Source organism: Streptomyces sp. NPDC016851 (assembly GCF_055562795.1).
Genome location: NZ_JBVHEP010000005.1, coordinates 285,005 through 309,970 on the forward strand (window position 1 = coordinate 285,005; position 24,966 = coordinate 309,970).

A 24,966-nucleotide genomic window follows, 5' to 3' on the forward strand; every position below is an offset into this window, starting at 1 on the left:
CGTCGGTCGGTGGCGGGGACTACTTGATGTCGCTCTCCTTGAGGTAGCCGGAGTCGACGAGCTCCTTCTGGTAGTTGCTCTTGTCGACGGCGACCGGCTCGAGCAGGTAGGCCGGGACGACCTTCGCGCCGTTGTCGTAGGTCTTGGTGTCGTTGACCTCGGGCTTCTTGTCCTGCAGCAGCGCGTCGACCATGTTCGAAGACACCTTGGCGAGCTGACGGAGGTCCTTGAAGACGGACATCGACTGCTGCCCGGCGATGATCGACTTCACCGAGGCGACCTCGGCGTCCTGGCCGGTGACGATCGGCAGCGGCTTGCTCTTGGAGCCGTAGTCGTCCGACTTCAGCGCCGACAGGATGCCGATGGAGATGCCGTCGTAGGGGGAGAGGACCGCGTCGACCCGCTCGCGCTTGTAGGCCGAGGTCAGGATGTCGTCCATGCGCTTCTGGGCGGTGCCGCCGTCCCAGCGCAGGGTCGTGACCTGGTTGAGCTTGGTCTGGCCGGAGCGGACGACGAGCTGCTTCTTGTCGATGTAGGGCTGCAGGACCTTCATCGCCCCGCCGAAGAAGTAGCGGGTGTTGTTGTCGTCGTTGGAGCCGGCGAACAGCTCGATGTTGAAGGGGCCCTTCTTGCTGCCGTCCTTCAGGCCGAGCTTCTCGACGATGTAGGTGCCCTGGAGCTCGCCGACCTTCTCGTTGTCGAAGGAGGCGTAGTAGTCGACGTTCTGCGTGCCGAGGATCAGGCGGTCGTAGGAGATGACCGGGATGTTGGCTTCCTTGGCCTGCTGGAGCACGTTGTTCATCGACTTGTTGTCGATGGCCGCGATGATCAGCGCCTTGACACCCTGCGTGATCAGGTTCTCGACCTGTGAGACCTGCTGGTCCGGGTCGTCCTCGCCGTAGACCAGCTGGGTCTTGTAGCCCTTGGACTCCAGCTCCTTCTTGACGTTGTTGCCGTCGGCGATCCAGCGCTCGGAGGACTTCGTCGGCATCGCGATGCCGATGGTGCCGCCCTTGGCGCTGTCCCCGCTCTCCTCGCTGCCGCCCTCGCTGTTCTGCCCGCAGGCGGACAGGGTCAGGGCGAGGGACGCGGCTCCGGCTATGGCGGCGAGTGCGGCTCTGCGGTTACGCATGATCATCATCCTTGATGTGTGTGCAGGGCTCGGTCTGGGAGGCGCGAAGTCGCTCCGGGGGGTCGGGCCGGAAAGACCGAGAAGAGATGTGTCGGATTGTGGTCGGCTGTGTCTTCTTTTGTGAAGGCGAGTAGCCGGAACGTTATGACGAGATTTCGAACCGTTGCAGATCGCCCGGCAGCCGTGACCCGAGCGGGGCCATGTCCCCGTCGGCTCCGTGGCGGGCCAGCAGGTCCAGGGCGAGCCGCCCGCGCCGCACGCGCTCCTTGGCCGTGGCCAGGGTCAGCTCCCGCATGTGGTGCCCGTAGGGGTAGATCCCGGGCGCCTTGGAGAGGCCGAACTTCAGGTAGAGCGGTGCGCCGCGCCGGATGAGCTCGGCGACCTCGTACATCCGGACATAGCCGCCGAGGTCGTCGGGGGCCTCGATGTACATGTCCATCGGAGCGCCCGACACCCGGCGGATCTCGGTGAGGTGATCGAGCGTCAGGTCGCTGGGCACGTTGACCGAGTCGGCGCCGAGCCGCTCGTACACCGCGTACGCCGCCGGGTTGACCGGCCCGATGAGCGCGCTCACCTTCAGGGTCGTGTCGGCCGGGATGATGCCGGCGGCTCTCGCCCGGTGCAGCGTCCACAGCACGCCCTCGTCGGCGACGAGCAGGCACTTGACGCCCAACTCCGTGGCCCGCACGGCGTCTTCGACGCAACCGGCGACGGCGTCGTGGCCGCGGGCGCGCAGTCCGGCCCCCCGCGAGTCGGTGCGCGTGGACCCGCCGATGTCCCACGTGCCGCGCGGGCCGGTGAACAGGCAGAGCTCGATGTCGCGCTCGGCCGTCGACTCGACCATCTCGGTGATCTCGGAATCGGTCAGCATCCACACGCCGCTGCCCTGGCTGATCCGGTGGATCGGCACGTCCAGCCGCGAGGCCTCCTTCAGGACCACCGCCAGCGCCTCGGGCCCCTCGCACGAGGGGATCTCGGTGCGCCAGCGGCCGCCGCCGGGGAAGGAGTGCGGCGAGGCGTCGGCGGGGTTGAGGGCGGGCGCGCTCAGGCCCAGCGTGGTGAGCGCCTGCTCACCGGGCCTGCGGGCTGCCGTGGCGGAAGCGTCGGTCACAGGAATGTCCTTCGGTTCGGTATTTCGGACGAGGTTCGCGGCTCTGGGTACGGCAAGGCTGGGTGTACGCCGGTACGGGAGCCGTCAGGTTGCCCCCGTACCGGCGTACGTCTAGGGGCGGAGCAACACCTTGCCCACCTTCGGATCGCCGGCTCCCACCAGCTCGATGGCCTGCGAGAACTCGGCGAGCGGCAGCTCGTGCGTCACCAGCGGCAGCGGGTCGAGCAGCCCGGCGGCGAACACCCGCACCGTGTGCGCCCAGGCGTCCGGCGGAGCACCGAAGACGGTGTGCACCTCCAGCTGCCGTACGACGAGGTCGGTCGGGTCGAGACCGTCGGCGCCCGGCGCCGGGATCCCGGTCAGGACCAGCCGGCCGCCGCGCCGGAGCAGGGCGGCGGAGAGCCGGGCGGCGTCCGCGGAGCCCGCCGTCTCGATCACCACGTCGAAGTCGTCCGGGAGCTCCTGGTCCTTCGTGCGGAAGTCCGTCGCGCCGTACTGCCGCGACAGCGCCTCGCGGTCCCGGCGGGTGCCCACGACCAGCAGCTCGGCCGGCGAGTTCGCCTTCAGGAACTGCACGGCGAACATGCCGAGCGTGCCGGTGCCGACCACCGCGACGCGCTCGCCGGGCTGCGCGTTCCCCTTCAGCGCGGCCGCCGCGATACAGGCGGCGGGCTCCAGGAGGGCCGCGGCCGTGAGGTCGCAGTCGTCCGGGAGGGCGTGCAGGAGACGGGCGGGGAGCGTCAGCGTGGCCGCCATCGCGCCCGGCTGCGTGAACCCGGTCTCCTCGTACCCGGCCGTGCACAGGGTCGTGTCTCCCGCGTGGCAGCGGTCGCAGACCTGGCAGTTGCGGAAGCCCTCACCGACGACCTTGCGGCCGACGAGGGACTCGGGGACACCGGCGCCCACGGCCTCGACCGTCCCGGACCACTCGTGGCCCGGGGTGAGCGGGTAGCGGACATAGCCCTCGGGGCGGTTGCCCTGGTAGACCTCGCGGTCGCTGCCGCAGATCCCGGAGGCGTGGACGCGCACCAGTGCCTCGCCGGCCTCGGGCCGCCGGGGCTCGTGCGGGACGAGGCGGTGCTCGCCCGGGGCGTCGATCACTACCGCGGTGCTCACGTCGCTCCTCCGGTTTTCGAAGGTTTCGGTTGCCGGTTCCGGGTTTCCGGGGCCGGGACGGTCACTGGGCGCTCTTGGGCTTGCGCTGCTCCCAGCCGTCCGCCCAGAGGTCGAAGCGGGCCTGCTGCTGCGGGAACTCCGCGGCGGCATCGACGTCCAGCTCCACGCCGAGACCCGGGGCGTCGGACAGGTGGAAGCAGCCGTCCTCCGGGTTCACCTGCGGCGCGCCCTTCACGACCTTCTTGATCTCCGCGTCCGCGAAGTCGTTGAAGTGCTCGAGGATCTTGAAGTTCGGGGAGGTGAAACCGACCTGGAGGGAGGCGGCGGTCAGGACCGGGCCGCCGACGTTGTGCGGGGCCACCAGCATGTAGTGGGTCTCGGCCGTCGCGGCGAGCTTCCTGGTCTCCCAGATTCCACCGATATGGCCGACGTCCGGCTGGATGATGTCCACGGCCTGGCTCTCGAACAGCTCGCGGAACTCGATCCGGTCGTGGATCCGCTCGCCGGTGGCCACCGGCATGTCGACCTTGGCGGCGACCTTCTCCAGGGCCTTGAGGTTCTCCGGCGGGACCGGCTCCTCCAGCCACGCCGGCTTGAACGGCGCGAGCTCCTTGGCCAGGCGCACGGCCGTGGCGGGGGAGAAGCGGCCGTGCATCTCCAGCATCAGCTCGGCCTCGGGGCCGATGGCGTCCCGGACGGCCTCGATCAGGGAGACGGCGTACAGGGTCTCCTTGTGGTCCAGCTCGAAGTGACCGGTGCCGAAGGGGTCGATCTTGAGCGCCCGGTAGCCGCGCTCCATGACGCCCTGAGCGGCCTTGTGGTAAGCCTCCGGGGTGCGCTCCGTGGTGTACCAGCCGTTGGCGTACGCCTTGACCTTGTCGGTGACCTTGCCGCCCAGCAGCTGCCAGACGGGGACGCCGAGGGCCTTGCCCTTGATGTCCCAGCAGGCCATCTCGATCACGGCGATACCGGACATCACGATCTCGCCGGCGCGGCCGTAGTCGCCGTACTTCATGCGCTTGACGAGGTCCTCGACAGCGAAGGGGTCGGAACCGAGAATGTGGTTGGCCTCAGCCTCCTTCAGGTAGCCGAGGAGGGCGTCGGTGTGTCCCAGCATCCGGGTCTCGCCGACTCCGGTGAGCCCCTCGTCGGTGTGCACCTGGACGTACGTCAGGTTGCGCCACGGCGTCCCGACCACGTGTGTGCTGATTCCGGTGATGCGCACGGCGGTTTTCCCTCGCAGCTTCGTCGGCTCTGTCTCTGTCAGTCGCTCAGTTCGACGTGTTCGAGATTTCGGCACACGTTCGAAATGCTGGCGTGACAGTAAAGACGCGGCGGCGGGAGTGTCAATGGGTCGCGCGCATAACGGTTTCGACAGTTTCGAAACCATGGAGGCGGAGTGTCCCTACAGAACCTTCACAGCTGGATCTAGGAACGTTACCGGCGTGGAACTTAATCTTCCCGCGACATGGACTACTGCGACCCGTGCCGACGGCACCTCAACGGCGCGCTGGCCTGCCCGGGCTGCGGCACCTCAGCCGAAGCGCTGCGCTGGCGCGAGCCGGAGTACGGCGGGTATGACGCTGTTCCCGACGGCGGGGAGGGCGTGCACGACGGCTCGGGCGAATCCGGTGAGCCGGACGAGCGGGATGAGCCGGATGCCCCCGACGGTGAACACGGCGACGAGGGCGAGCCGTTGGGGCGCGCCGCCCGGCGACGTGGGCGCGGACGCGGGCGTGAGGACGAGCACGGGCCGGCCGGTGACGGTCCCGGTGGCGGGACGAGCCGGCGGGACCGGAAGGCCGCGGCGCATCGCCGCCGGCGGCGCCGGACCCTGTTCGTCGCGGCGGGGTTCGTGCTGGCGGCGGGCGGACTGAGCCTCGCGGAGCTCGGCATGGACGCGCCCAAGTCGACGCCGAAGCCGGCGGCGGCCGGGGGAGAGTCGGCGGACGGCGACGCGTCGGTGGAGGCGGGGGAGACGGGCGGCCAGGGCGAGGCGGCCCGGGCCGAGGGCGCATCAGGCTCCCCTTCGCCCAGCGTGTCCGACTCGCCGTCGGCCTCCCAGTCGCCGAAGGCCGACAAGTCCAAGGACGCGAAGGACGACGAGACGCCGAAGGACTCCGACCCGACCTCGGCGGACCCGCCCCCCGCCCGCCCGACGTCGGCCCCGACGGCCGACCGGCCGGACCCGGCCCCGACCCGGACCGCGGCCCCGACGACCGCGCCCCCGGACCCGGAACCGTCCCCCTCGGAGACCTGCAACCGCTTCCTGTGGTGGTGCACGTAGCGCCGGAGTGGAGGCCCCGCGCCGGCGGTCCTGGACGACCCGTCGCCGCCGAAGGTTTGCCGAACCGGCAACAGGAGTGGCAGACCCATGAGCCGGTGGGTGACGGTGGGCCCGTGACCGACGACATCGCAGCAGGATCGCCCGCGTCCGGATTCCCCTCGCCTGCCGACGGATACGTCGGAGACCCGGCGGTGCGGGCCGAGTGGGACGACCGGTACGCCGACCGACAACAGTTGTGGAGCGGCCGGCCCAACGGCGCACTCGTGGCGGAGGTCGCCGGGCTCACACCCGGGCGGGTCCTCGACGTCGGCTGCGGCGAGGGCGCGGACGCCGTCTGGCTCGCGCGCCGCGGCTGGGACGTGACCGCGCTCGAGGTCTCGGGCGTCGCGCTGGAGCGGGCGGCCGGGCACGCGCGGGACGCCGGCCTCACCGTTCACTGGGTACACGCCGAACTCACCGAGGCGGCGCTCCCGCCGGCCTCCTTCGACCTGGTGTCCGCCCAGTACCCGGCCTTGCTCCGCACCCCCGACGCCGCGGCGGAGCGAGCACTGCTCGCCGCCGTCGCGCCCGGCGGCGTGCTGCTCGTCGTCCACCACGCGGGCGTGGACACCCGGCAGGCGGACGACAGCGGGTTCGACCCGGCCGACTACGTCTGGCCCTCGATGGTCGTCGACGCACTCGACGACGACTGGGAGGTGGAGGTGGACGAGCAACGGCCACGCGTGGCACCCGACGGCGGCGCCGGCGCGCACCACACCGACGACCTCGTGCTGCGCGTGCGCCGCCTGCGCTGAGTTTATGGACCCGTCGACTCGGCATGCTTTGGCTCTGTCCGCCGGTCCATGACCGAGGCAGGGTGGGGGGACCTTGAACGTTGTGGAGGTCTCCTTGAGCATCGCGTTCCTGCTGACCACCTTGGTCGTGGTGGTCACCCCCGGCACCGGAGTGGTGTACACCCTGGCCACCGGGTTGTCCCACGGCCGCAGGGCGAGCGTGGTCGCCGCACTCGGCTGCACCCTCGGCATCGTGCCGCACCTGGTGGCGACGATCACCGGCCTCGCCGCGCTGCTGCACACCAGCGTCGTCGCCTACGAGGTGGTGAAGTACCTCGGTGTCGCCTACCTCCTGTACATGGCGTGGGCGACGCTTCGCGACAAGGAGGCGCTGTCCGTCGAGGGGGAGGCCGAGCCGCGGCCGGCGGCCCGTGTGATCGCTTCCGGGGTTCTGATCAACCTTCTCAACCCGAAGCTCACGATGTTCTTCGTCGCGTTCCTGCCGCAGTTCGTGCCCGCCGACGAGCCCGGCTCACTCGGAGCGATGCTCCGGCTCAGTGCCGTCTTCATGGCGCTGACCTTCGTCGTCTTCGCCGCGTACGGGATGTGCGCCGCCGCCGTACGACACCGCGTGCTGGCCAGGCCGAGGGTGATGACCGGCATCCGCCAGGGGTTCGCCGCCTGCTTCGTGGGCCTGAGCGCGTGGCTGGCGGTGGGCTGAGATGCGCTTCCGGCACGCGGACGCGATCTGGTCCGACCACCCCGGGCTCGCCGCCGGTGCCCTGTGGGCCACCGGCGTCGATGCCGCCGCCGATGTCGGCGCGCGCGTCGCCGCACACACGGCCCGTGCCGCGGCGCGGCTGGCCGGTGCCCCCGAGGGCGAGTTCCCCGAAGTGCTGGCCTGGCGGCGGGCGTTCTCCCGGATGGGGCTCAAGCCGACGCAGTACCGCTGCGCCTCGGAGTCGCTGCTGCGGCGGCTGAGGAAGGAGGGAGAACTGCCGCGCATCCATCCGGTGGTCGACCTGTGCAACGCGATCTCGGTCGCCTACGCGGTGCCGGTGGCGGTCCTCGACGCGGACCGCATCGCCGGCCCTCTGCTGGAGGTGCGCCACGCCCGCGGTGACGAGCAGTACACGACCTTCGGCGGCGGCACCGAGCACCCCCGACCCGGCGAGGTGATCTTCACCGACGGCGCCGACCGGGCGCACGCCCGCCGCTGGACCAATCGGCAGAGCGGCCACTCCGCCGTCGGCGAGCGCACCAGCCGGATCCTGGTGGTGGCGGAGGCCATGCACGACGGCGGCGCCGACGTCGTGCCGGAGCTGTTGAAGACGGTGGCCGAGGAACTGGCCGCGCACTGGCCGGCCGACCCCACGGCGGCCGTTCTCACCCCGTCCGCACCGGAGTTCGTCTTCGGTGATGAGAGCCCTTGGCGAGGCACGCGGAAGCCGCGGTGACGTATGGCACCATCGGCCCGGTGAACCAGGGGAGACAGGGAGCGGACGGGACGGTCGGCGTACCCGTGACGGCAGCCGCGTCGGCGGACTGCGGATCCCCGGCCTACGGCTCCGATTTCCTGCAGCTCGACGCCGGTGACGCACCCGTCGGCGGCAAGGCGGACTGGCTGGCACGGCGGCTGCGGCAGGCGATAGCCGACGGCCGGCTGGCGGTGGGCAGCAGGCTGCCGCCGACCCGGGTGCTGGCCGCCGAACTGCGCGTGTCGCGCGGGGTGATCACCGAGGCGTACCGGCGGCTGGCCGAGGACGGCCACGTCGAGGGGCGTCGCCGCGGTGGGACGGTGGTGGTCGCGGCACCTCCTGTGCAGCCGTCGGCACCCCGCGGGACCAGGCCGAGCCGGGACCAGGCGCCCGTCACCGCCGACCGTGCGGCGCCGGCCACGCTGTTCGCCGGCGAACCCGATGCCGACGTCTTCGACGCGCTGCGCGCTGCCCGTGCGCGCATCGACTTCACCCCCGGCCAGCCCGACCTCACCGCGTTCCCCCGCGCGGCCTGGCTGCGCGCCGAACGGGCCGTGCTCGCCGAGCTGTCCGCCGAGAACCTCGGCTACGGCGATCCCCGCGGAGCCCCACGACTGCGCCGCGCCGTCGCGACCTGGCTGGCGACCAGCCGCGGCATCCGGGTGGAGCCGGACGACGTGCTGGTCGTCGCCGGCACCGCACAGGCCCTCACGCTGCTGCACCCCGTGCTGCGGGCGGACGGCATCGACAGCGTCGCGGTCGAGGACCCCGGCTCGCTCGGCACCCGTCAGCACCTGCGGAACGGGGCCCTGGCCACCCCACCGGTACCGGTCGACGACGGTGGCGTGCGCGTCGACGCGCTGCGCGCCACCGGGGCACCCGCGGTGCTGCTCACGCCCGCTCACCAGTTCCCCACCGGCGTGGTGACCAGCGGCGAGCGCCGCCGCGAGCTGATGCTCTGGGCGAAGGACGGCGGGTTGATCCTGGAGGACGACTACGACGCGGAGCACCGCTACGACCGGCCGCCGGTGGCCGCGCTGCGCGCGTTGCTGGCCGACCAGGTGTGCTACATGGGCAGCGTGTCCAAGCTGCTCGCGCCCGCGCTGCGGATCGGCTGGGTGATACCGCCGCCCCGCCACCTCGACGCGCTGACCGACGCGAAACGCTTCACCGACCTGGGCAATGCCGTGCTGCCGCAGCTGGTGCTCGCCCGGCTGATGGAGTCCGGCGACCTGGAGCGGCACCTGCATCTGCTGCGCGGCCGTCACCGGCGGCGCCGCGACGCGATGATCGACGCCATCGCCGAGCACCTGCCGGGCGCGGTCGTGCACGGAGCGGCGGCCGGCCTGCACCTGACCGTCACGTATGCGCCGGACGTGCCGGACACCCAGCTCGCCGCCGCCGCGCTCACCCGGGGCGTGAAGTGCCAGCCGCTGTCGTGGCACCGGCAGCTGCCCGGCCGCCCCGGCCTCGTCCTCGGCTACGCGGCCACGCCGCCGGGGGCCATCGCCGAAGGAGTGGCGGCGCTCGGCGAGGCGCTGCGCGAGCTGGCCTGACGCCGGCGCACCGGCCTCACCCCAGCATCCCCCGCAACGCGTCCCGCAGCGCCACTCTCTCCCCCTCGGAGAGCCCGGCCAACGGCTCCCGGGCGAACCGCAGCGACTCCCGCAGACTCCGGGCCACCCGCCGCCCTTCCGGCGTCGCCGCCGCCACCTTCACCCTCCGGTCGGTGGGATCCGGCTGCCGCTCCACCAGCCCCCGCGCCTCCAGCCGGTCCACGATCCCCGTGACGTTCGACGGCTCGCACTTCAACCGCTGGGCAAGTCTGCGCATCGGCAGCGGCTCGAGGCACAGCAGGCTCAGCAGCCGCGCCTGCGCCCCGGTCAGCGTGTGTTCCGCCGCCGCCGCCTCGTAGTCCTCGTGGAACCGCGCCACGACCTCCCCGATGAGCTCGACGACTTCGAGCGTCAGCGGATCAGGACGGTGGCTGTTCTGGGAGGCGGATGTGGTGGAGGCCATGGAATCGAGGGTACCCGGTTATTTGACAACCTGAAATTTTCAGGAGCATGGTTGTTTCAGGTACTGAAACATTCCCGGTGAGCCAACGAGCCAACCGAACCAACCGAGTCAGTGGAAAGGCGCATCATGTCCGACACCTCCGCCCTCCCCGCCGTCAGCCGCGAGTGGCACCTGGTCAGCCGCCCCGTCGGCTGGCCGAAGCCCGAGGACTTCGCCTTCGTCGAGGCGGAGGTTCCGCAGCCGGGTGAGGGGCAGGTCCTCGTGCGGAACAAGTACCTCTCCGTGGACCCGTACATGCGCGGCCGGATGAGCGACGCGAAGTCCTACGTCGCCCCGTTCGAGCTCGGCAAGGTCATGCAGGGCGGTGCCGTCGGCGAGGTCGTGGCCTCCAACGCCGAGGGGCTGGCCGTGGGCGACCACGTACTGCACTTCCTCGGCTGGCGCGAGTACGCGGTCGTGGCCGCGAAGAACGCCGTCAAGGTGGACCCGGACGCCGCGCCGCTGTCGACGTACCTCGGCGTGCTGGGCATGACCGGTCTCACCGCCTACGCGGGGCTGCTGCGCACCGCCGCCTTCAAGGAGGGCGACACCGTCTTCGTGTCCGGTGCCGCCGGTGCCGTGGGCGGCCAGGTCGGGCAGATCGCCAAGCTGAAGGGCGCCTCGCGGGTCATCGGGTCCGCCGGGTCGGCCGAGAAGGTGAAGCTGCTCGTCGACGAGTACGGCTTCGACGCCGCCTTCAACTACAAGGAGGGCCCCGTCAGCGAGCAGCTGCGGGCCGCGGCGCCCGACGGGATCGACGTGTACTTCGACAACGTCGGTGGTGATCACCTGGAGGCCGCCATCGGCTCCCTCAACGAGGGCGGGCGGATCGCCGTCTGCGGGATGATCTCCGTGTACAACAACACCGAGCCCGCCCCGGGCCCGAGGAACCTCGCCCGCCTGATCCAGACCCGCGGCCGTATCGAGGGCTTCCTGGTCGGGGACCACTACGACCTCCAGCCGGAGTTCGTGCGCGAGGTCGCCCCCTGGGTCGCCTCCGGCGAGCTGAAGTACCGCGAGACCGTCGTCGAGGGCATCGAGAACAACCTCGAGGCGTTCCTGGGCGTGCTGCGCGGTGACAACACCGGGAAGATGATCGTCAAGCTCTGACGCCTTCTGCTGCTTTCCGGCATGCGGTAAGTTTTTTCCGAATCCGCTCGGCCCGGGCGCGAGCCGCGGCGGACGACCGAAGGAACACAACCGCATGCCCATCCAGCAGTCCGACGTCCTGTACACCGCCGTCGCCACCGCCGAGGGCGGGCGCGACGGGCGGGTCGCCACCGACGACGGCAAGCTCGACGTCGTCGTCAACCCGCCGAAGGAGATGGGCGGCAGCGGCGCCGGGACCAACCCGGAGCAGCTGTTCGCCGCCGGCTACAGCGCCTGCTTCCAGGGCGCCCTCGGCGTCGTCGCACGCCAGGAGGGAGCCGACCTCACCGGGGCGACCGTCACCGCGAAGGTCGGCCTCGGGAAGAACGGGGACGGGTTCGGGATCATCGTCGAGATCTCCGCCGACATTCCCAAGGTGGACCGGGGGACCGCACGGTCACTCGTCGACAAGGCCCACGACGTGTGCCCCTACTCGAAGGCGACGCGCGGGAACATCACCGTGACGCTGGTCTGACGACAGTCGTTGCGTACGCGGAGGCCGCACCCTTGGACGTGGGGTGCGGCCTTCGCCTGTGCCCGGGCCTCAGAGGGAGAGCGCCGCCGTGTGGATCGCCTTCGCCAGGCGGTCGTTCTCCGGGGCCGCGCCGCCCGGGAAGGCGAAACGGCGGCGCGTGTAGCCGTACGCCAGGCCGCTCCACGGGTCCGCGAAGGCCTGTGAGCCGCCCGCGCCGCTGTGCCCGATCGTCCCGGCGCCGAGGAACGGGTGCGCCACGTCGGCCGTCATCTGGAAGCCGAGGCCGAACGCCCTGTGGGCACGTGCCACCAGGTCGTAGCCGACCGAGTGGATCTGGCCGAACTCCGCCACCGTGTCCGGCTTCAGCAGCGGCGCCTGCTCGCCCACCTCGCTGATCGCCGCCGCGTACATCCCTGCCAGGCCCCGCGCCGACGCCACCCCGCCCACCGAGGCCGGGCCCTTGGCGCGCACCAGCGGCAGGTTGGGCAGCGAGGCGAGGTCGGTCGGTTCCGCGGCGTTGCGGTTGAAGGCGATCGAGGCGAGCGTGTGCGGACCGGTGGGCGTGGCGTCGAGGAGTGCCTGCTGCTCCGGGGTCGGGGCCATCGGCTGGGTGGTGCGGAAGCGCGGCTCGTGGGGGGCGGGCAGGCCCAGGTGGAAATCCAGGGCGTACGGGGTGCGGATCCGCTCCTGGTAGACCTCCTGGAGCGTGCGGCCCGTGGCGCGGCGCACGACCTCGCCGGCCAGGGCGCCGCTGACCATCGCGTGATAGCCGAACGCCGTGCCGGCGCGCCAGAACGGCCGCTGGTCGGCGAGGCGTTCGGCGAGCTGGCGGTCGTCGGCCAGCTCCGCGAGGGTGAAGCCGGTGTCCGTGCCGACCACACCCGCCCGGTGCGCGAGCAGGTCGCGCAGGGTCAGCGCGCCCTTGCCCTCGGCGGAGAACTCCGGCCAGTAGTACGTCACTTTGCGGTCCAGCTCGAGCGTGCCGTCCTGGACGAGGAGCGCGACGACCAGGTAGGCGGCGCCCTTGGTGGACGAGAACACACCGTAGAGGGCGTCCGCGTCGGTCCCCGCCCACAGGTCGACGACCCTGCGCCCGTGGACGTAGGCGCACAGCTGGCCCTCGTAGTCCGCGCGCTCCCCGGCCACGAACGCGGCGAACTCCTCGCGCACCCCCTCGAAGCCGTCGGCCACCGTGCCGTGGATCTCCTGCGTCATCCGCTCTCCTCAACTGAACCGCTGTGTGCCACTGTGAACAATGCCCTCGCCACCTGCGGGAATTCCCCCTTGGGGTGGTCTCGGAAGAGTGGTTCGGTGCCGAACAGGACCGTCCGGCCACCGCTGACCACCGAGGCCTGTCCCGCTGCGGCCGCGGGACCGCCGGTGCCGTCCCGCAGCGGGCGCCAGTGTCCGGAGACGAGCGGATTCCCGGTCGCGTACGACTGCTCCACCCGTACGCCGGGGCCGAGGCCGGTGAACCACAGCGGGGCGTAGACGAAGGCGTGCGCCGGTGCGCCGTGCGTGACGCGGCCCGTGTTCCGCGTCCGTACGACGCCGTTCGCGTCCGTGTTGCCCGCGACCGGCCGCACGGGCAGCCGGTCCGCCGCCGCGTTCAGGGCCGCTCCCGTCGCGCCCCGGCCGACCAGGCCGTGCTCGTCGAGGAAGGCGTCGAGGGCCCTGCGGGCGGGGGCGGTCAGGGCGGCGTGGTCCAGGCCGGCGGACACGAACAGCACGTCCGTGCCGGACCAGTCGAAGCCCGCGTTCAGGACGGCCGTCGAGACCGGCGTGACGTCGAAGTTCATCTCCCGCAGAGCGAACAGCTCACCCGGCGTGACGGCGGCCGCGACCCGCAGGCGGTGCAGGGGCGTGCCGCCGCTGAGCCGTGTGGCAGCGAAAGAGACATCGTGCGTACGGGCGGCCGCGACCGCCTCGCGGCGGGCCCGTGCCGGGACGATCGCGCTGCCGTCCGGGCCCCGGCGTACCGGAACGCCCTGCTGGAGAAGGGAGTTGAGGGCCGCGACCTCGCGCGGGTCGGTCAGGCGCAGAAGGAGGGCGCCGTGCGCGGGCACCCGGGCGACCGGTGCGGCCCTGGTGACCGGGCGCAGGGGCGCGCCCCGCAGGCTGCCCGACGGCACCCGCTCGACCGTGGCACCCCACAGACGGCCCAGGCTCCAGCCCGAGATGTCGTACATCACCGACACCTTGCCGCTGATGTCCCGCCCGTCGGCCAGCAGCGCGTTCGCCATGCCGCGCTTGGGCTGGTGCAGATCGACGACGTACGAGCCCTCGGGATACGTCCGTCCGTCGAGCCGGAAGGGGCGGGTGGCGCGGGTGACGCGGACGTCGTTGGCGAGGAGATGGTCGACGAGGCGGGCCGCCGCCGGGGCCGAGCGCTGGGTGCGGGAGTCGCCGGGCGGGATGACGTAGGCGCGCGGGAACGTGGTCGTGTAGACGTCCTCCGGGCCGATGCCGGGGACGCCGGGGACCGTCTCCGGCGACACCGGCACCTGCGGGGCGCCGGCCGCGCCGCGGCGGAAGACCTCGATCTGGTCGGCGACGAGCGAGGCGCGGTGCTCCCGGACGTGGTTCAGGGTCGCCCGGATCGCCGCGCCCGCCACGGCCGTGTTGACCGCCGAGCGGCGGCGCAGCTCCGGGACGGGCAGTGCGTCGTACTCCTCGTTGTTCACCGCCAGCGGGATCTCCACCGTGTGCGCGGCGACCGTGCCGTGGAAGGCCGCGTACTGCGGGGTGAAGATCGGCGGCCAGTCGTCCCAGCCCTCCTCCTGGTCGCGGAACGGGATCTGGGCCGGTTCGACGCCGTCCTTGGCGGGCGTGTAGCCGAGGGCGTTGACGGCGGACTCCATGCCGAGGGCGTTGGCGTAGCTGTTCTTCAGGAAGAGGTCGTACTCGTAGTTCTCGCCGTGCGGGGGAGTCGTGGGCTCGATGAGGGTGCCGTTGACGTAGCCGTGCAGGTCGAGCAGGACGGCCGGCTGCTTGTCCAGCTCGATCTGCCGCATCGCGCGGGTCTCGGGCTGCGAGGCGGTGACGAAGTCCCGGTTCAGGTCGAAGCCGTTGGCGTTGGCGCGGGTGCCCGCGATACGGCCGTCCGGGTTGGCCGTGATGTTGAAGTACAGGCGGCTGTGCGCCAGGAGGTCCCGGGTCCTGGCGTCCTTCGCTGTCGCCAGCTGCTCGACGATCTTCAGGGCGGCGTCCGTGCCCTCCCACTCGTTGCCGTGGATGTTGCTGTTGACGAAGACCGGCGTCTTGTAACCCCGCTTGATCTCCGGGGACTTGGCGGCCGCCGCGGGCGCGTTCTCGATCAGCTCGCGCATGCGCTCCTGGGCGCGGGCCTGTCGGGTGGTCTCCGGGGCGGTGACGGTGACGAGGTAGAGGCGGTGCCCGCCGGCCGAGCGGCCGGTCACCTCCACGCTGACCCGGTCTCCGAGACGTTGCAGGGCGTTCAGCTTCGGGGCGATCGCGTGGTACGGAGTCAGGCCCAGCTTCAGGGACTTGTCGCCGGGGTTCTCCGGGTCGGGGGAGAGGGCCTGGCGGCGGGGGTAGCCGCGGGTGGCCGTGCCGGTGGAGGTCTCTTCGGGAGCGGCCAGGGCCCGCCGGGCCGCGCTCGCGGGAGCCCGTGCCGCGCGGTCGTCCACGGCGGCGCCCTCGCGCGTGACGGGCTTCGGGTCCGCGCCGGCGGCGTCGGGTCCGAGCAGGAGCGAACCCGCCGTCGCGAGGGTGAGGGTGACGATCAGTAAAGGTCTCGCAGGAACGGTTCTCGTGGTGCGCACGCGTACCTCCTCCGGGGCTTCCTGAGATCGGTACGGCGAGGTGTACCGGTTCGACTCAACGGCAACAAGGCCGCCTCGGTGTCACCGGTGACCCGTACGGCCCTGTCGGGGAGCGGCTTGGCCTGCCCCGATAGGGTTTTCCCATGAGCGATCTCAGGGTGGGTTTCCGGTACCTGCTGAAGGGCCAGCGGTGGGTGGCCCGGCACGGCAAGCAGTACGGCTTCGGGCTGCTTCCGGGCCTGATCACCCTCGTCCTGTACGCGGCGGCGCTCGTCGCGCTGGCGCTGTGGGGCGAGGACGCCGTCGCCTGGGCCACCCCGTTCGCCGACGACTGGTCGAGCCCGTGGCTCGGGCTCTTCCGCGGCTTGTTGACCGCCGTGCTGTTCGCCCTCGCCCTGCTCCTGTCCGTCGTGACGTTCACCGCGGTGACCCTGCTGATCGGGCAGCCCTTCTACGAGAACCTCTCCGAGAAGGTCGACCGGGACGTGTCACCGGACGGCCACGCCCCCGAGTCGGGCCTGCCGCTCTGGCGGGAGTTGTGGATCTCCGCCCGGGACAGCCTGCGGATCGTCGTCCGGGCCGCCCTGTGGGGCGTGCTGCTGTTCGCGTGCGGTTTCATCCCCGTCGTCGGGCAGACGGCCGTACCGGTGATCGGGTTCTTCGTCACCGGGTTCTTCCTCACCGAGGAACTGACCGCCGTCGCCCTCCAGCGCCGCGGCGTCGAACTGCGCACCCGCCTCGGCCTGCTCCGCTCCCGCAAGACCCTCGTCTGGGGCTTCGGCACGCCGCTGGCCGTGGCCTTCCTGGTCCCGTTCGTCGCGGTGTTCCTGATGCCGGGCGCGGTCGCCGGTGCCACCCTCATGGCACGTGACCTGCTGGGCGAGGAGAACCGGGAGGACGGCGCGGAGGGCGACGCGGCCGTCACGACTCCTCCGCAGCCACCTTCAGGATCGTCCTCACCTGCGCGATGATGTCCAGCCGGTTCCGCACGAACTCCGGGTCGGTGACCTCCGTGGTGTTCCCGGTGCCGAACTGGAGCACGGGCGTGTGCACATGGCCGCCCGGCAGGACGTCGTGCAGCCCCAGCCGGTCCCGCAGCAGCGTCGCCCGGTAGGCGATCTCGTTGGAGAGGTAGTCACCGCCGCCGCCCGCGCGAGCGGTCGAGCCGGGCGTCGGCCCGTCCGGGCGGACGACGGGCTCCGTGCCGCCCGCCGGGATCTCCGAGACGCTCGTGTTGTCGTACACCGGGAAACGGCCGGTGTCCGCGGCGACGATCGCCCGGTACGGCAGCGTGGTCGTCGTCCACTGCGGCTGCGAGGCCGGGTCGGTGACGGGGACGGTCTCCGTGCGGCCGATGTTGTCGTTGTCCCCGAAGCCGCCCCGCCAGGCCCCGTTGGTCCGCTCCACGTCGAACCGCCCGACCCGGCCCTGGCTCACGGTCGTGAACAGGTCGACCTTCGGCAGGTACGGCCGCAGCGTCCGCTCCACCGTCCCGTCCGTGAAGTCCCGCCAGCGCACCGGGAACACGGCCGTCTCGATCCGGGCCGGGCCGTCCGCCGTCTCGATCACCGTGCCGTCGAGGGCGAGCGCCGTGGCGCCGGACGGGTTGGAGATGCGGATGTCCCGGTCCAGGGTGAACGGGTCGAAGCCGGTGACCAGGATCCGCTTCAGGTTCTTACCGTGCGGGTAGCCGATGGCGGTCTGGCCGCGTGAGGTGCGCTCCAGTTCGTCCAGCAGGGCGGTCCGCTGCCCGTCCGTCAGGCCGAACTCCGGCTCCCAAGTGCGTACTTCACGCGTCATGGCGAGCCGCGCCCAGTACAGCGGCCGGTCGTCGTCCCGGCTGAGGTCCCCGCCCGCCGGACCACGCCCCTGCGCCCGGTCGACGGCCCGCCGCCACAGCTCCGTTCCCTCGCGTACGACGGCCCGGCGGGCCTGCGCGTAGGAACGGGCCCCGTCCAGGGCCCGGGCGAACCTCGGGGCGACGGTGTCGAATCCGGAGCGCCGCAGGATCTCCTGCGGGACGGCTCCGTCGAGCCGCCGCTCCTCGACGGTGGGGGAGGGAGGCGCCTCGGCGGCACTCGCGGCCGTCGGGGTGCCGAAGCCGGTCAGCAGGGCCAGACCGAGGACGCCTATCCGGATACGCAGGGGAATCAAGGGAGTTGGGCCTTCCGTCGCAGTGGGGTGCGCTGAGTGGTGCCGGACGGCCGCAGTATCGCGTGACGGGAGTGGTCCACGCCATGGGTGGGGCTCGCGTGCGGATCGGGAAGGGACGGCCGCCGCGGCTTCCCGCACCGCCCCCAGGAAGGCCACGCCCGCCGGGGTCAGGGACCGCCCCCGCACGGTCGCCGCGTACACCGCCCGGGCCGGGGCACCCTCGTCGAGCACCCGCAGCAGCCGGATGTCCGGACGGGCGGCCTCGGCGGCGAGCGCCGGCATGAGCGTCACACCGAGCCCGGCGGCGACGTAGCCCTGCTTGGCGGTCCACTCGCCGACGACGTGGGCGACGCGGGGGCAAAAGCCCTGGCGCAGGGCCGCGTCCAGGAGGGTGCCCTCGGGCCGCGCGCTGCCGCAGATCCAGTCGGCGTCGGCGAACCGGCCGAGCGGCACCGGGCCCTCGTGACCGGCGAGCGGATGCCCGGCGGGGACGGCGACGTACAGCGGCTCGTCGAGGAGATGGTGCAGTGCGTACGCCTCCAGCGGGGCGCGGCCGGTCGTCGACACGATCGCCAGGTCCAGGTGACCGGCCGTCAACCGGTCCAGCAGAGCGGGGGTGAAGCCCTCCTCGCGGGTCACACGGACCCGCGGGTGACGGGCGCGGAAGCGGGCCAGGGCGTGCGGCACCAGGGCCGCGTCGGCGGTGGCGAAGGCGCCGAACCGGAGCCGCCCGCCGGCCGCCTCGCGCAGGGCGTCGAGGTCGCGCCGGGCATCGAGCAGCGCGGCGGCGACCGTCTCGGCGTACGGCACCAGGAGCCGGCCCGCCTCCGTCAGCCGCACTCCGCGCGGCAGCCGGTCGAAGAGCGGGCCGCCGCCCAACGCGGACTCCAGCGAGGCGACTTGGCGGGACACCGCCGACTGCGTCCAGCCGAGCGTCCGCGCGGCCCCGGTGAACGACCCGTGCCGGGCGACCTCCAGGAAGGCCCGCAGCCAGACGGTGGAGAGGTCGGGCATCTCGCCATGCGTGTACGGCATGGCGGCCATGCTAGACATTCGCTTGTCGCATCAGCGCACCCCGCCCTAGCGTCGACGGCATGCAGATCACGCTGGACAATCCCGCCTCCGCGCCCCAGCCCCTCAGCCCGTACTACTCCCAGGTCGCCCGCGTCGAACACGCCGATGGCAGCGCCCTGTTGTTCGTCTCCGGCCAGATCGCGGAGGGCGACACCCTCGCCGAGCAGACCCGGGGCGTCTTCGAGACCCTCGCCGCCCTGCTGGAGGAGCACGGCGCCACCCTGGCCGACGTGATCAATATCCGCACGTACCTGACCGACATCTCGAAGCTGGACGAATACGGCGCCGTGCGACGGCAGTTCCTCACCGGGACCCCGCCGACCAGCATGACCTTCGAGGTGTCCCGACTCTTCCGGCCGGAGGCCCTCGTCGAGGTGGAGGTCGTGGCCGCCGTCCCCGTTCGCTAGGCCGCGTCGTCGCTCTCGCCCAGCAGGGTCAGGAAGTCCCGGAACGCGGACGCCATGTCGACCGACTCCGGGTCCAGCAGCCACTGGTACTGCAGCCCGTCCAGGATCGCCACGAGGAGCGGTGCCGCCCGCTCGGGGGTGAGGCCGCTGGGCAGTCGGTCACCGTACTCGGCGCGCAGCACCTCGGCCATGCCGGCGCGCACCCCGACATAGCGCTCCGTGAAGTATCCCCGGGCCGGATGTCCCTCCGTGACGCTCTCGCCGAGCAGCGCCGAGAAGGTCTGGATGATGGCGGGCCGCATCGCGTTGTACTCGACCAGCGAGGCCAGCAGGTCCAGCCGCAGTCGGCCGGCGGGCATCGCGTCCCAGCGGTCCCGCTCCTGGAGCACCGCGACCAGCAGCGCCTCCTTCGTCGGGAAGTGGTGCAGCAGCCCCTGCTGGGTGAGCCCGACCCGTTCGGCGACCGCGGCCAGGCTCGCCCCCCGGTAACCGCGCTCGGCGATCACCTCCAGAGCGGCCCGCACGATCTCCGCGCGCCGTTCCTCGCTTCTCGTCCTGGCCCTCATGGCGTCACCGTACGACATGTCGAACCGCTCATCATCACGAGGAGATAACGAAACCTACCGCATTACAGGCGACCCGGGCACGATGGTGACATCCAGCGGCTTTCGACGTGGAGGTGCCGACGTGGCGGAGACAGCAGAGGTACGGCGCGAGGCGGCGGTCGAGGCCGCACTCGGCAAACTCGACCTGGACGCCAAGACGCGGCTGCTGGCCGGCCAGGACATGTGGAGCCTGCCCGCGCTGCCGGAGGCCGGACTGGCCTCCCTGGTGATGTCCGACGGCCCGATCGGCGTCCGCGGGGTGCACTGGAGCGCCGACGACCCGTCCGTCGCCCTGCCCTCACCGACCGCCCTCGCCGCCACCTGGGACCCGGGGCTCGCCCACCGGGCCGGCGTGCTGCTGGCGCAGGAGGCCCGCCGCAAGGGCGTCCACGTCCTGCTCGCCCCCACGGTCAACCTGCACCGCTCCCCGCTCGGCGGCCGCCACTTCGAGGCCTACAGCGAGGACCCGTACCTCACGGGCCGGATCGGCGCCGCGTACGTCCGGGGCGTCCAGTCCGGCGGCGTCGGCACCACCGTCAAGCACTTCGTCGCCAACGACGCCGAGACCGACCGCCTCACCGTGAACAACCTCGTCAGCGAACGCGCCCTGCGCGAGCTGTACCTGGCCCCCTTCGAGGCGATCGTCGAGAACGCCCACCCCTGGGGCATCATGACCGCCTACAACACGGTCAACGGCACGACGATGACCGAGCACCACTACCTGGTCAACGAGGTCCTGCGCGGCGAGTGGGGCTTCGACGGGATCAACGTCTCCGACTGGACCGCCGCACGCTCCACCACCGGCGCCCTCGCCGGCGGCCTCGACATCGCCATGCCCGGCCCGCAGACCGTCTACGGCGAGGCCCTCGCCCAGGCCGTACGGGACGGCCGGGCCGACGAGGCGCAGGTCGACGAGGCCGTCCGCCGCGTGCTGCGCCTCGCCGCCCGTGTCGGCGTCCTGGAGGGCGCCGAACCGGCCGTCACCGAACTGCCCGAGCCTGTCCACGGCGAGTCGCTCGCCCGCGAGGTCGCCCGCCGCTCCTTCGTCCTCGTCCGCAACGACAGCGGCGCGCTGCCGCTGAAGCCCGGCAGGATCGCGCTGATCGGCGCCGCCGCCCGCGACGCCCGCGTCCTCGGCGGCGGCTCCGCCACCGTCTTCCCTGCCCGGACCGTCTCCCCGCTCGACGGCCTCACCGCCGCCCTCCCCGACGGCAGCCTCACCTACGCCCTCGGCGCCGACCCGAACACCGAACTCCCCGTCGCCGGCCAGGGCTTCGAGCTGCGCGCCGTCTGCCGCGACAGCGAGGGCACCGTCATCGGCACCCGCTCGGCCGCCGGCGGCCACATCCAGTGGATGGGCGACGACCTCCCGGACGGCGTCACCCACGACACCCTGGCGACCGTCGAGCTGACGGGCACCTTCACCCCGCGCGAGACCGGCACGCACACCTTCGGCATCAAGGGCCTCGGCCCCTTCCGGCTGACCGTCGCGGGCACCACGTACTTCGACGACGTCCAGCGCCCCGCCGAGGACGGCGACCCCTTCGCGGCGTTCTTCGGATCCCCGGTGCCCCACGCCCGGGTCGACCTGACCACGGGCGAACCGGTCGACGTCTCCCTGACCTACACCGTCCCGCCGGCCGGCGACCACCCCATGCGGACGATCGGCTTCACGCTCGCCCACCAGGACCCGCAGCGCGACCCCGACGAGCTGATCGCCGAGGCCGCCGCGGCCGCCCGGGCCGCCGACACGGCCGTCGTCGTGGTCGCCACCACCGACCGCGTCGAGTCGGAGGGCTTCGACCGCACGGACCTGCGCCTGCCCGGCCGCCAGGACGACCTGGTCCGCGCCGTCGCCGCCGCCAACCCGGACACCGTCGTGGTCGTCAACGCCGGCTCCCCGGTGGAGATGCCGTGGCGCGACGACGTCGCCGCCGTGCTGCTCACCTGGTTCCCGGGCCAGGAGGGCGGCGCGGCTCTCGCCGACGTCCTCACCGGCGCCCACGAACCCGGCGGCCGCCTGCCCACCACCTGGGGCTCCCTCGCCGACGCCCCGGTCACCCAGGTCGTCCCGGAGGGCGGCGAACTCCCCTACGAAGAGGACGTCTTCATCGGCTACCGCGCCTGGGAGAAGCAGGGCCGCACCCCCGCCTACCCCTTCGGCCACGGCCTCGGCTACACCGACTGGACCTACGAATCGGTCGAGGTCGAAGGCGCGGCCGACACCACCACCGCGAAGGTCCGCCTCCGCAACACCGGCGACCGCCCCGGCCACGAGGTCGTCCAGATCTACCTCGCCCCGAGCGAGCCCGACCCCGACCGCCCGGCCCGCTGGCTGGCCGGATTCTCGGGCGTGGACGCCGGCCCCGGCGAGAGCGTCGAGGCGACCGTCGAACTGCCGCGCCGGGCCTTCGAGATCTGGGACGAGACGACCATGTCGTGGTCGTGTGTGAAGGGTTCGTACGAGATCCAGGTCGGGCGCTCGATCACGGACCGCAGGATCACCGCGACGATTAACGTCTGATCCGGGACGAGTTCCCCACCGAGCAGCCCCGGTCCGGGACCTGACCCCTGGACCGGGGCTCGTGGTCTCTCAGGCCCCGACACTCTCTAGCGGATGCCGAACCCGTACACCGTCTCCGAGCGGTACACCCCGCCCGGCCGCAGCACCGTGCCCGGGAACTCCGGCCGGTTCGGGGAGTCGGGGAAGTGCTGGGTCTCCAGCGCGATGCCGTCGCCGGGGGCGAAGGGCTCGCCCAGATGGTCGGCGGTGTACAGCTGGAGTCCGGGCTCGGTGGTCGCCACCGTCAGCACCCGCCCGGACGCCGGGTCGTGCAGCTCCGCGACCTGTTCGGGAACGTCCGTCACGCCCTTGTCGAGCACGAAGTTGTGGTCGTAGCCGGCGCCGACCTTGCGGGCCTCTCGGAAGTCGAAGCGCGTGCCGGTCACGTCGTCCAGGCTGCCGGTCGGGATCAGGTCCGCGTCCACCGGCGTGTACCGGGAGGCGGCCAGGCGCAGCTCGTGACCGCCCGCGTCACCGGAACCGGCCAGGTTGAAGTAGCTGTGGTTCGTCAGGTTCACCACGGTCGGCGCGTCCGTCACCGCCTCGTACGCGATCCGCAGCGCACCGCTCTCCTGGAGCGTGTACGTCGCCGAGACCTCCAGCCGTCCCGGGAAGCCCTCCTCCCCGTGCGAACTGACCCGCGCGAGCCGCACCCCGTGCTCGACGGGCGTCCCCTCCCACACCCGCTTGTCGAAACCACGCAGGCCACCGTGCAGCGCGTTCGGCCCGTTGTTCGGTTCGAGCGCGTACGTCCGCCCGTCCAGCGGGAACCGGGCCCCGGCGATCCGGTTGGCGTACCGCCCGACCAGGGCGCCGAGATACGGCTCCGGGTGAGCGAGATAGCCGTCGAGGCCCGGGAACCCCAGCACCACGTCCCCGGCCCGCCCCTCCCGGTCCGGCACCTCGACGGACTGCACGATTCCGCCGTACGACAGGATCCGCACCCGGACGCCCGCCCGCTCCAGGGTCCAGCGGTGCACCGGCGTGCCGTCGGAAAGTGTGCCGAAGAGTTCGTTCATGTGCGGAACTCTAAGTCAGGCCTCGGGTCAGGGCCGCTCCGCCGTGACCGTCCGGTAGGCGATCTCCGCCAACCGGGCCTGTCCGTTCACGCTCGGGTGGAAGTAGTCCCAGCGGCTCAACTGGGCGGTGCCGAAGCGGTACTCGTACACCGCGCCCCCGTCGTGGCGGCACCGCTTGTCCTCGGCGCAGACCTCCTTCAGGACCTTGTTGTAGTCCTCCACCCGCTTCTGCACCGTGTTCCGCCGCAGGTTGGCCGCCGAGTCCAGGGCGTCCGCGTCACCCAGCATCGACGGGCAGATGCCCAGCTGCCAGATCTGCTTGCCCATCGGGCTGGCGCGGCCCTCGGACCACAGCCGCTTCAGGTTCGGCACGCTCGCCACGAACACCTGGGCCTTGGGCAGCGCCTTGCGCAGGGAGCGCAGGGAGTCCTCGAAGTCGGCGCGGAACTCGCTGACCGGGGTCATCGCCGAGGGGGTGGCCCGGCAGGCGTCGTTGGCCCCCACCATCACCGTCACCAGCTGCGGCTTCCTCCGCACCGCCTGGGCGATCTGCCCGGGCAGGTCCGCCATCCGCGCCCCGGTCACGGCGTAGTTCCAGCTCCGCTTCGCGGCTCCCGCCCGGCCCAGCAGCCGGACGGCGAGGGAGTCGACCTCGGGGCTCGCGCCGGTCGCCCAGGACGCCTCCGGGCAGTCCGACAGCACGTCACAGGCGTCGAAACCCCGCGTGATGGAATCGCCCACGGCCGCGACGGAACTCGGGCTGCGGTCCCACAGGGGTGTGGGCCTGGGGGACGGCTCGGCGGTGGCGGACGGGGCGGGGGAGTCGCCCCCGACGGCGTCACACCCGGCGGCACCCAGGGCTGCCGCCACGGCCACGGCAAGAACGACGCGCGAGCGGTGGCTTCGCTTCCGCATCCCTGGTCCATCCCCTCGCCGCGCCGTGCCTGTCTCCCCAACCAATAACAACGCACGAGGGTTCCCGACCGATCAGGTGCAACGGCTCACACCCGTACAAGCGTCCCCCTGGGTGAATGGCGGGAGTTTCCCGGCACCTGGACCGACCGTACGTCACACTCCTTGCGTCACCGCACGGTAGCCTCGCCATCAACGTGACCCGCCCGGTCACAGCCGTTCCGCCCGTTTCCAAGATGTCCCGCTCTGCCCGGAGGTTCCGGTGACGACACGTGGAGTTCTGTACGTGCACTCGGCGCCGCGCGCGCTGTGCCCGCACGTCGAGTGGGCCGTCGCCGGGGTGCTCGGTACGCGCGTCAGCCTGGACTGGATCCGTCAGCCCGCCGCCCCGGGCACCTGGCGCTCTGAGTTCTCCTGGCAGGGCCAGGTGGGCACGGCGTCCAAGCTCGCCTCCGCCCTGCGCGGCTGGCACCTGCTCCGCTTCGAGGTCACCGCGGAACCCTGCCCCACCGCCGAGGGCGAGCGCTACAGCTGCACCCCAGACCTGGGCATCTTCCACGCCGTCACCGGCATCCACGGCGACATCCTCATCCCCGAGGACCGCCTGCGCGCGGCCCTGCAGCGCAGCCAGCGCGGCGAAACGGACCTGGAGGCCGAGCTCAACAAACTCCTGGGCAAGCCCTGGGACGACGAGCTGGAACCCTTCCGCTACGCGGGCGAAGGCGCCCCGGTCCGCTGGCTCCACCAGGTGGTGTGAGGCCCTTCTTTTAGGGGCGCGGGGAACTGCGCGAACAACCCCCACCGGCCGGCACTCGGCACACAACCCGCCATACAACGGCGAACGGCCCGAACCCCCCACGGGGAGTTC

Annotated in this window: 22 protein-coding genes and 1 pseudogene; 11 read left to right on the forward strand and 12 right to left on the reverse strand. The window is 72.1% G+C overall.

Annotated features, from left to right (window positions below):
- Positions 1 to 19: 19 nt before the first annotated feature.
- The 4 genes from chvE to ACZ3I3_RS11285 form a co-directional block, all read right to left on the reverse strand.
- A complete protein-coding gene (gene chvE, locus ACZ3I3_RS11270; RefSeq protein ID WP_467364232.1) occupies positions 20 to 1,132 on the reverse strand; it encodes a multiple monosaccharide ABC transporter substrate-binding protein in 1,113 nt (370 codons plus the stop codon).
- Positions 1,133 to 1,274: 142 nt separating this feature from the next.
- Positions 1,275 to 2,243, reverse strand: a complete 969-nt coding sequence (locus tag ACZ3I3_RS11275; protein ID WP_467364233.1) for a glycosyltransferase family protein — start codon at positions 2,241 to 2,243, stop codon at positions 1,275 to 1,277.
- 111 nt (positions 2,244 to 2,354) lie between these two features.
- Complete coding sequence (locus ACZ3I3_RS11280; RefSeq protein ID WP_467364234.1) at positions 2,355 to 3,359, reverse strand: zinc-dependent alcohol dehydrogenase; 1,005 nt, start codon at positions 3,357 to 3,359, stop codon at positions 2,355 to 2,357.
- Positions 3,360 to 3,420: 61 nt separating this feature from the next.
- The gene (locus ACZ3I3_RS11285) at positions 3,421 to 4,584 is read right to left on the reverse strand and encodes a mandelate racemase/muconate lactonizing enzyme family protein (RefSeq protein WP_467364235.1); all 1,164 of its coding nucleotides are present in this window, start codon (positions 4,582 to 4,584) and stop codon (positions 3,421 to 3,423) included.
- 243 nt (positions 4,585 to 4,827) lie between these two features.
- On the opposite strand from ACZ3I3_RS11285, the gene ACZ3I3_RS11290 reads away from it, so the two are divergent.
- The 5 genes from ACZ3I3_RS11290 (at position 4,828) to pdxR (ending at position 9,453) form a co-directional block, all read left to right on the forward strand.
- A complete protein-coding gene (locus ACZ3I3_RS11290) occupies positions 4,828 to 5,646 on the forward strand; it encodes an SCO2400 family protein (RefSeq protein ID WP_467364236.1) in 819 nt (272 codons plus the stop codon).
- A 113-nt stretch (positions 5,647 to 5,759) separates the two neighbouring features.
- A complete protein-coding gene (locus ACZ3I3_RS11295; RefSeq protein WP_467364237.1) occupies positions 5,760 to 6,440 on the forward strand; it encodes a class I SAM-dependent methyltransferase in 681 nt (226 codons plus the stop codon).
- A gap of 94 nt (positions 6,441 to 6,534) precedes the next feature.
- Entirely contained in the window at positions 6,535 to 7,140 is a 606-nt protein-coding gene (locus tag ACZ3I3_RS11300) for a LysE family translocator (protein WP_467364238.1), read from the forward strand.
- 1 nt (position 7,141) lies between these two features.
- A complete protein-coding gene (locus ACZ3I3_RS11305; RefSeq protein ID WP_467364239.1) occupies positions 7,142 to 7,876 on the forward strand; it encodes a B3/B4 domain-containing protein in 735 nt (244 codons plus the stop codon).
- A gap of 65 nt (positions 7,877 to 7,941) precedes the next feature.
- Positions 7,942 to 9,453 (forward strand): MocR-like pyridoxine biosynthesis transcription factor PdxR, encoded by a 1,512-nt coding sequence (pdxR, locus tag ACZ3I3_RS11310; protein WP_467364288.1) that lies wholly within the window; start codon positions 7,942 to 7,944, stop codon positions 9,451 to 9,453.
- A 16-nt stretch (positions 9,454 to 9,469) separates the two neighbouring features.
- On the opposite strand, the gene ACZ3I3_RS11315 is transcribed toward pdxR, so the two are convergent.
- Positions 9,470 to 9,916, reverse strand: coding sequence for a MarR family winged helix-turn-helix transcriptional regulator (locus ACZ3I3_RS11315; protein WP_467364240.1), 447 nt, complete (start codon positions 9,914 to 9,916; stop codon positions 9,470 to 9,472).
- 126 nt (positions 9,917 to 10,042) lie between these two features.
- On the opposite strand from ACZ3I3_RS11315, the gene ACZ3I3_RS11320 reads away from it, so the two are divergent.
- A complete protein-coding gene (locus tag ACZ3I3_RS11320; RefSeq protein ID WP_467364241.1) occupies positions 10,043 to 11,065 on the forward strand; it encodes an NADP-dependent oxidoreductase in 1,023 nt (340 codons plus the stop codon).
- Between the two features lie 94 nt (positions 11,066 to 11,159).
- Complete coding sequence (locus ACZ3I3_RS11325) at positions 11,160 to 11,579, forward strand: organic hydroperoxide resistance protein (protein WP_467364242.1); 420 nt, start codon at positions 11,160 to 11,162, stop codon at positions 11,577 to 11,579.
- Between the two features lie 69 nt (positions 11,580 to 11,648).
- Here the strand turns inward: ACZ3I3_RS11325 and ACZ3I3_RS11330 are convergent, their stop codons facing one another.
- The gene (locus ACZ3I3_RS11330) at positions 11,649 to 12,794 is read right to left on the reverse strand and encodes a serine hydrolase domain-containing protein (protein ID WP_467364243.1); all 1,146 of its coding nucleotides are present in this window, start codon (positions 12,792 to 12,794) and stop codon (positions 11,649 to 11,651) included.
- Positions 12,791 to 15,364: a M14 family zinc carboxypeptidase gene (locus ACZ3I3_RS11335; protein ID WP_467364244.1), complete on the reverse strand. Its 2,574-nt coding sequence runs from the start codon at positions 15,362 to 15,364 to the stop codon at positions 12,791 to 12,793. Before ACZ3I3_RS11335 ends, ACZ3I3_RS11330 begins: the two co-directional genes overlap by 4 nt.
- Positions 15,365 to 15,507: 143 nt before the next feature.
- Between ACZ3I3_RS11335 and ACZ3I3_RS11340 the strand changes: the two genes are divergently transcribed.
- The gene (locus ACZ3I3_RS11340) at positions 15,508 to 16,335 is read left to right on the forward strand and encodes an EI24 domain-containing protein (RefSeq protein ID WP_467364245.1); all 828 of its coding nucleotides are present in this window, start codon (positions 15,508 to 15,510) and stop codon (positions 16,333 to 16,335) included.
- Here the strand turns inward: ACZ3I3_RS11340 and ACZ3I3_RS11345 are convergent.
- Together ACZ3I3_RS11345 and ACZ3I3_RS11350 are read right to left on the reverse strand one after the other, a co-directional pair.
- Positions 16,286 to 17,518 (reverse strand): pyroglutamyl-peptidase I, encoded by a 1,233-nt coding sequence (locus ACZ3I3_RS11345; protein WP_467364289.1) that lies wholly within the window; start codon positions 17,516 to 17,518, stop codon positions 16,286 to 16,288. The genes ACZ3I3_RS11340 and ACZ3I3_RS11345 overlap by 50 nt on opposite strands.
- Positions 17,519 to 17,653: 135 nt before the next feature.
- Positions 17,654 to 18,571, reverse strand: a pseudogene (locus ACZ3I3_RS11350) (LysR family transcriptional regulator); the annotation flags it as partial.
- A gap of 41 nt (positions 18,572 to 18,612) precedes the next feature.
- On the opposite strand from ACZ3I3_RS11350, the gene ACZ3I3_RS11355 reads away from it, so the two are divergent.
- On the forward strand, positions 18,613 to 18,999 hold the full coding sequence (locus tag ACZ3I3_RS11355; RefSeq protein WP_467364246.1) for a RidA family protein: 387 nt from the start codon (positions 18,613 to 18,615) through the stop codon (positions 18,997 to 18,999).
- Here the strand turns inward: ACZ3I3_RS11355 and ACZ3I3_RS11360 are convergent.
- Positions 18,996 to 19,583, reverse strand: a complete 588-nt coding sequence (locus tag ACZ3I3_RS11360; protein WP_467364247.1) for a TetR/AcrR family transcriptional regulator — start codon at positions 19,581 to 19,583, stop codon at positions 18,996 to 18,998. The genes ACZ3I3_RS11355 and ACZ3I3_RS11360 overlap by 4 nt on opposite strands.
- Positions 19,584 to 19,647: 64 nt before the next feature.
- Between ACZ3I3_RS11360 and ACZ3I3_RS11365 the strand changes: the two genes are divergently transcribed.
- A complete protein-coding gene (locus ACZ3I3_RS11365) occupies positions 19,648 to 22,128 on the forward strand; it encodes a beta-glucosidase H (protein WP_467364248.1) in 2,481 nt (826 codons plus the stop codon).
- 86 nt (positions 22,129 to 22,214) lie between these two features.
- On the opposite strand, the gene ACZ3I3_RS11370 is transcribed toward ACZ3I3_RS11365, so the two are convergent.
- Both ACZ3I3_RS11370 and ACZ3I3_RS11375 read right to left on the reverse strand, forming a co-directional pair.
- Positions 22,215 to 23,186, reverse strand: coding sequence for an aldose epimerase family protein (locus ACZ3I3_RS11370; RefSeq protein ID WP_467364249.1), 972 nt, complete (start codon positions 23,184 to 23,186; stop codon positions 22,215 to 22,217).
- 27 nt (positions 23,187 to 23,213) lie between these two features.
- Positions 23,214 to 24,101 (reverse strand): SGNH/GDSL hydrolase family protein, encoded by an 888-nt coding sequence (locus ACZ3I3_RS11375; RefSeq protein WP_467364250.1) that lies wholly within the window; start codon positions 24,099 to 24,101, stop codon positions 23,214 to 23,216.
- Between the two features lie 259 nt (positions 24,102 to 24,360).
- On the opposite strand from ACZ3I3_RS11375, the gene ACZ3I3_RS11380 reads away from it, so the two are divergent.
- The gene (locus tag ACZ3I3_RS11380; RefSeq protein WP_059420918.1) at positions 24,361 to 24,855 is read left to right on the forward strand and encodes a DUF3145 domain-containing protein; all 495 of its coding nucleotides are present in this window, start codon (positions 24,361 to 24,363) and stop codon (positions 24,853 to 24,855) included.
- Positions 24,856 to 24,966: the final 111 nt, after the last annotated feature.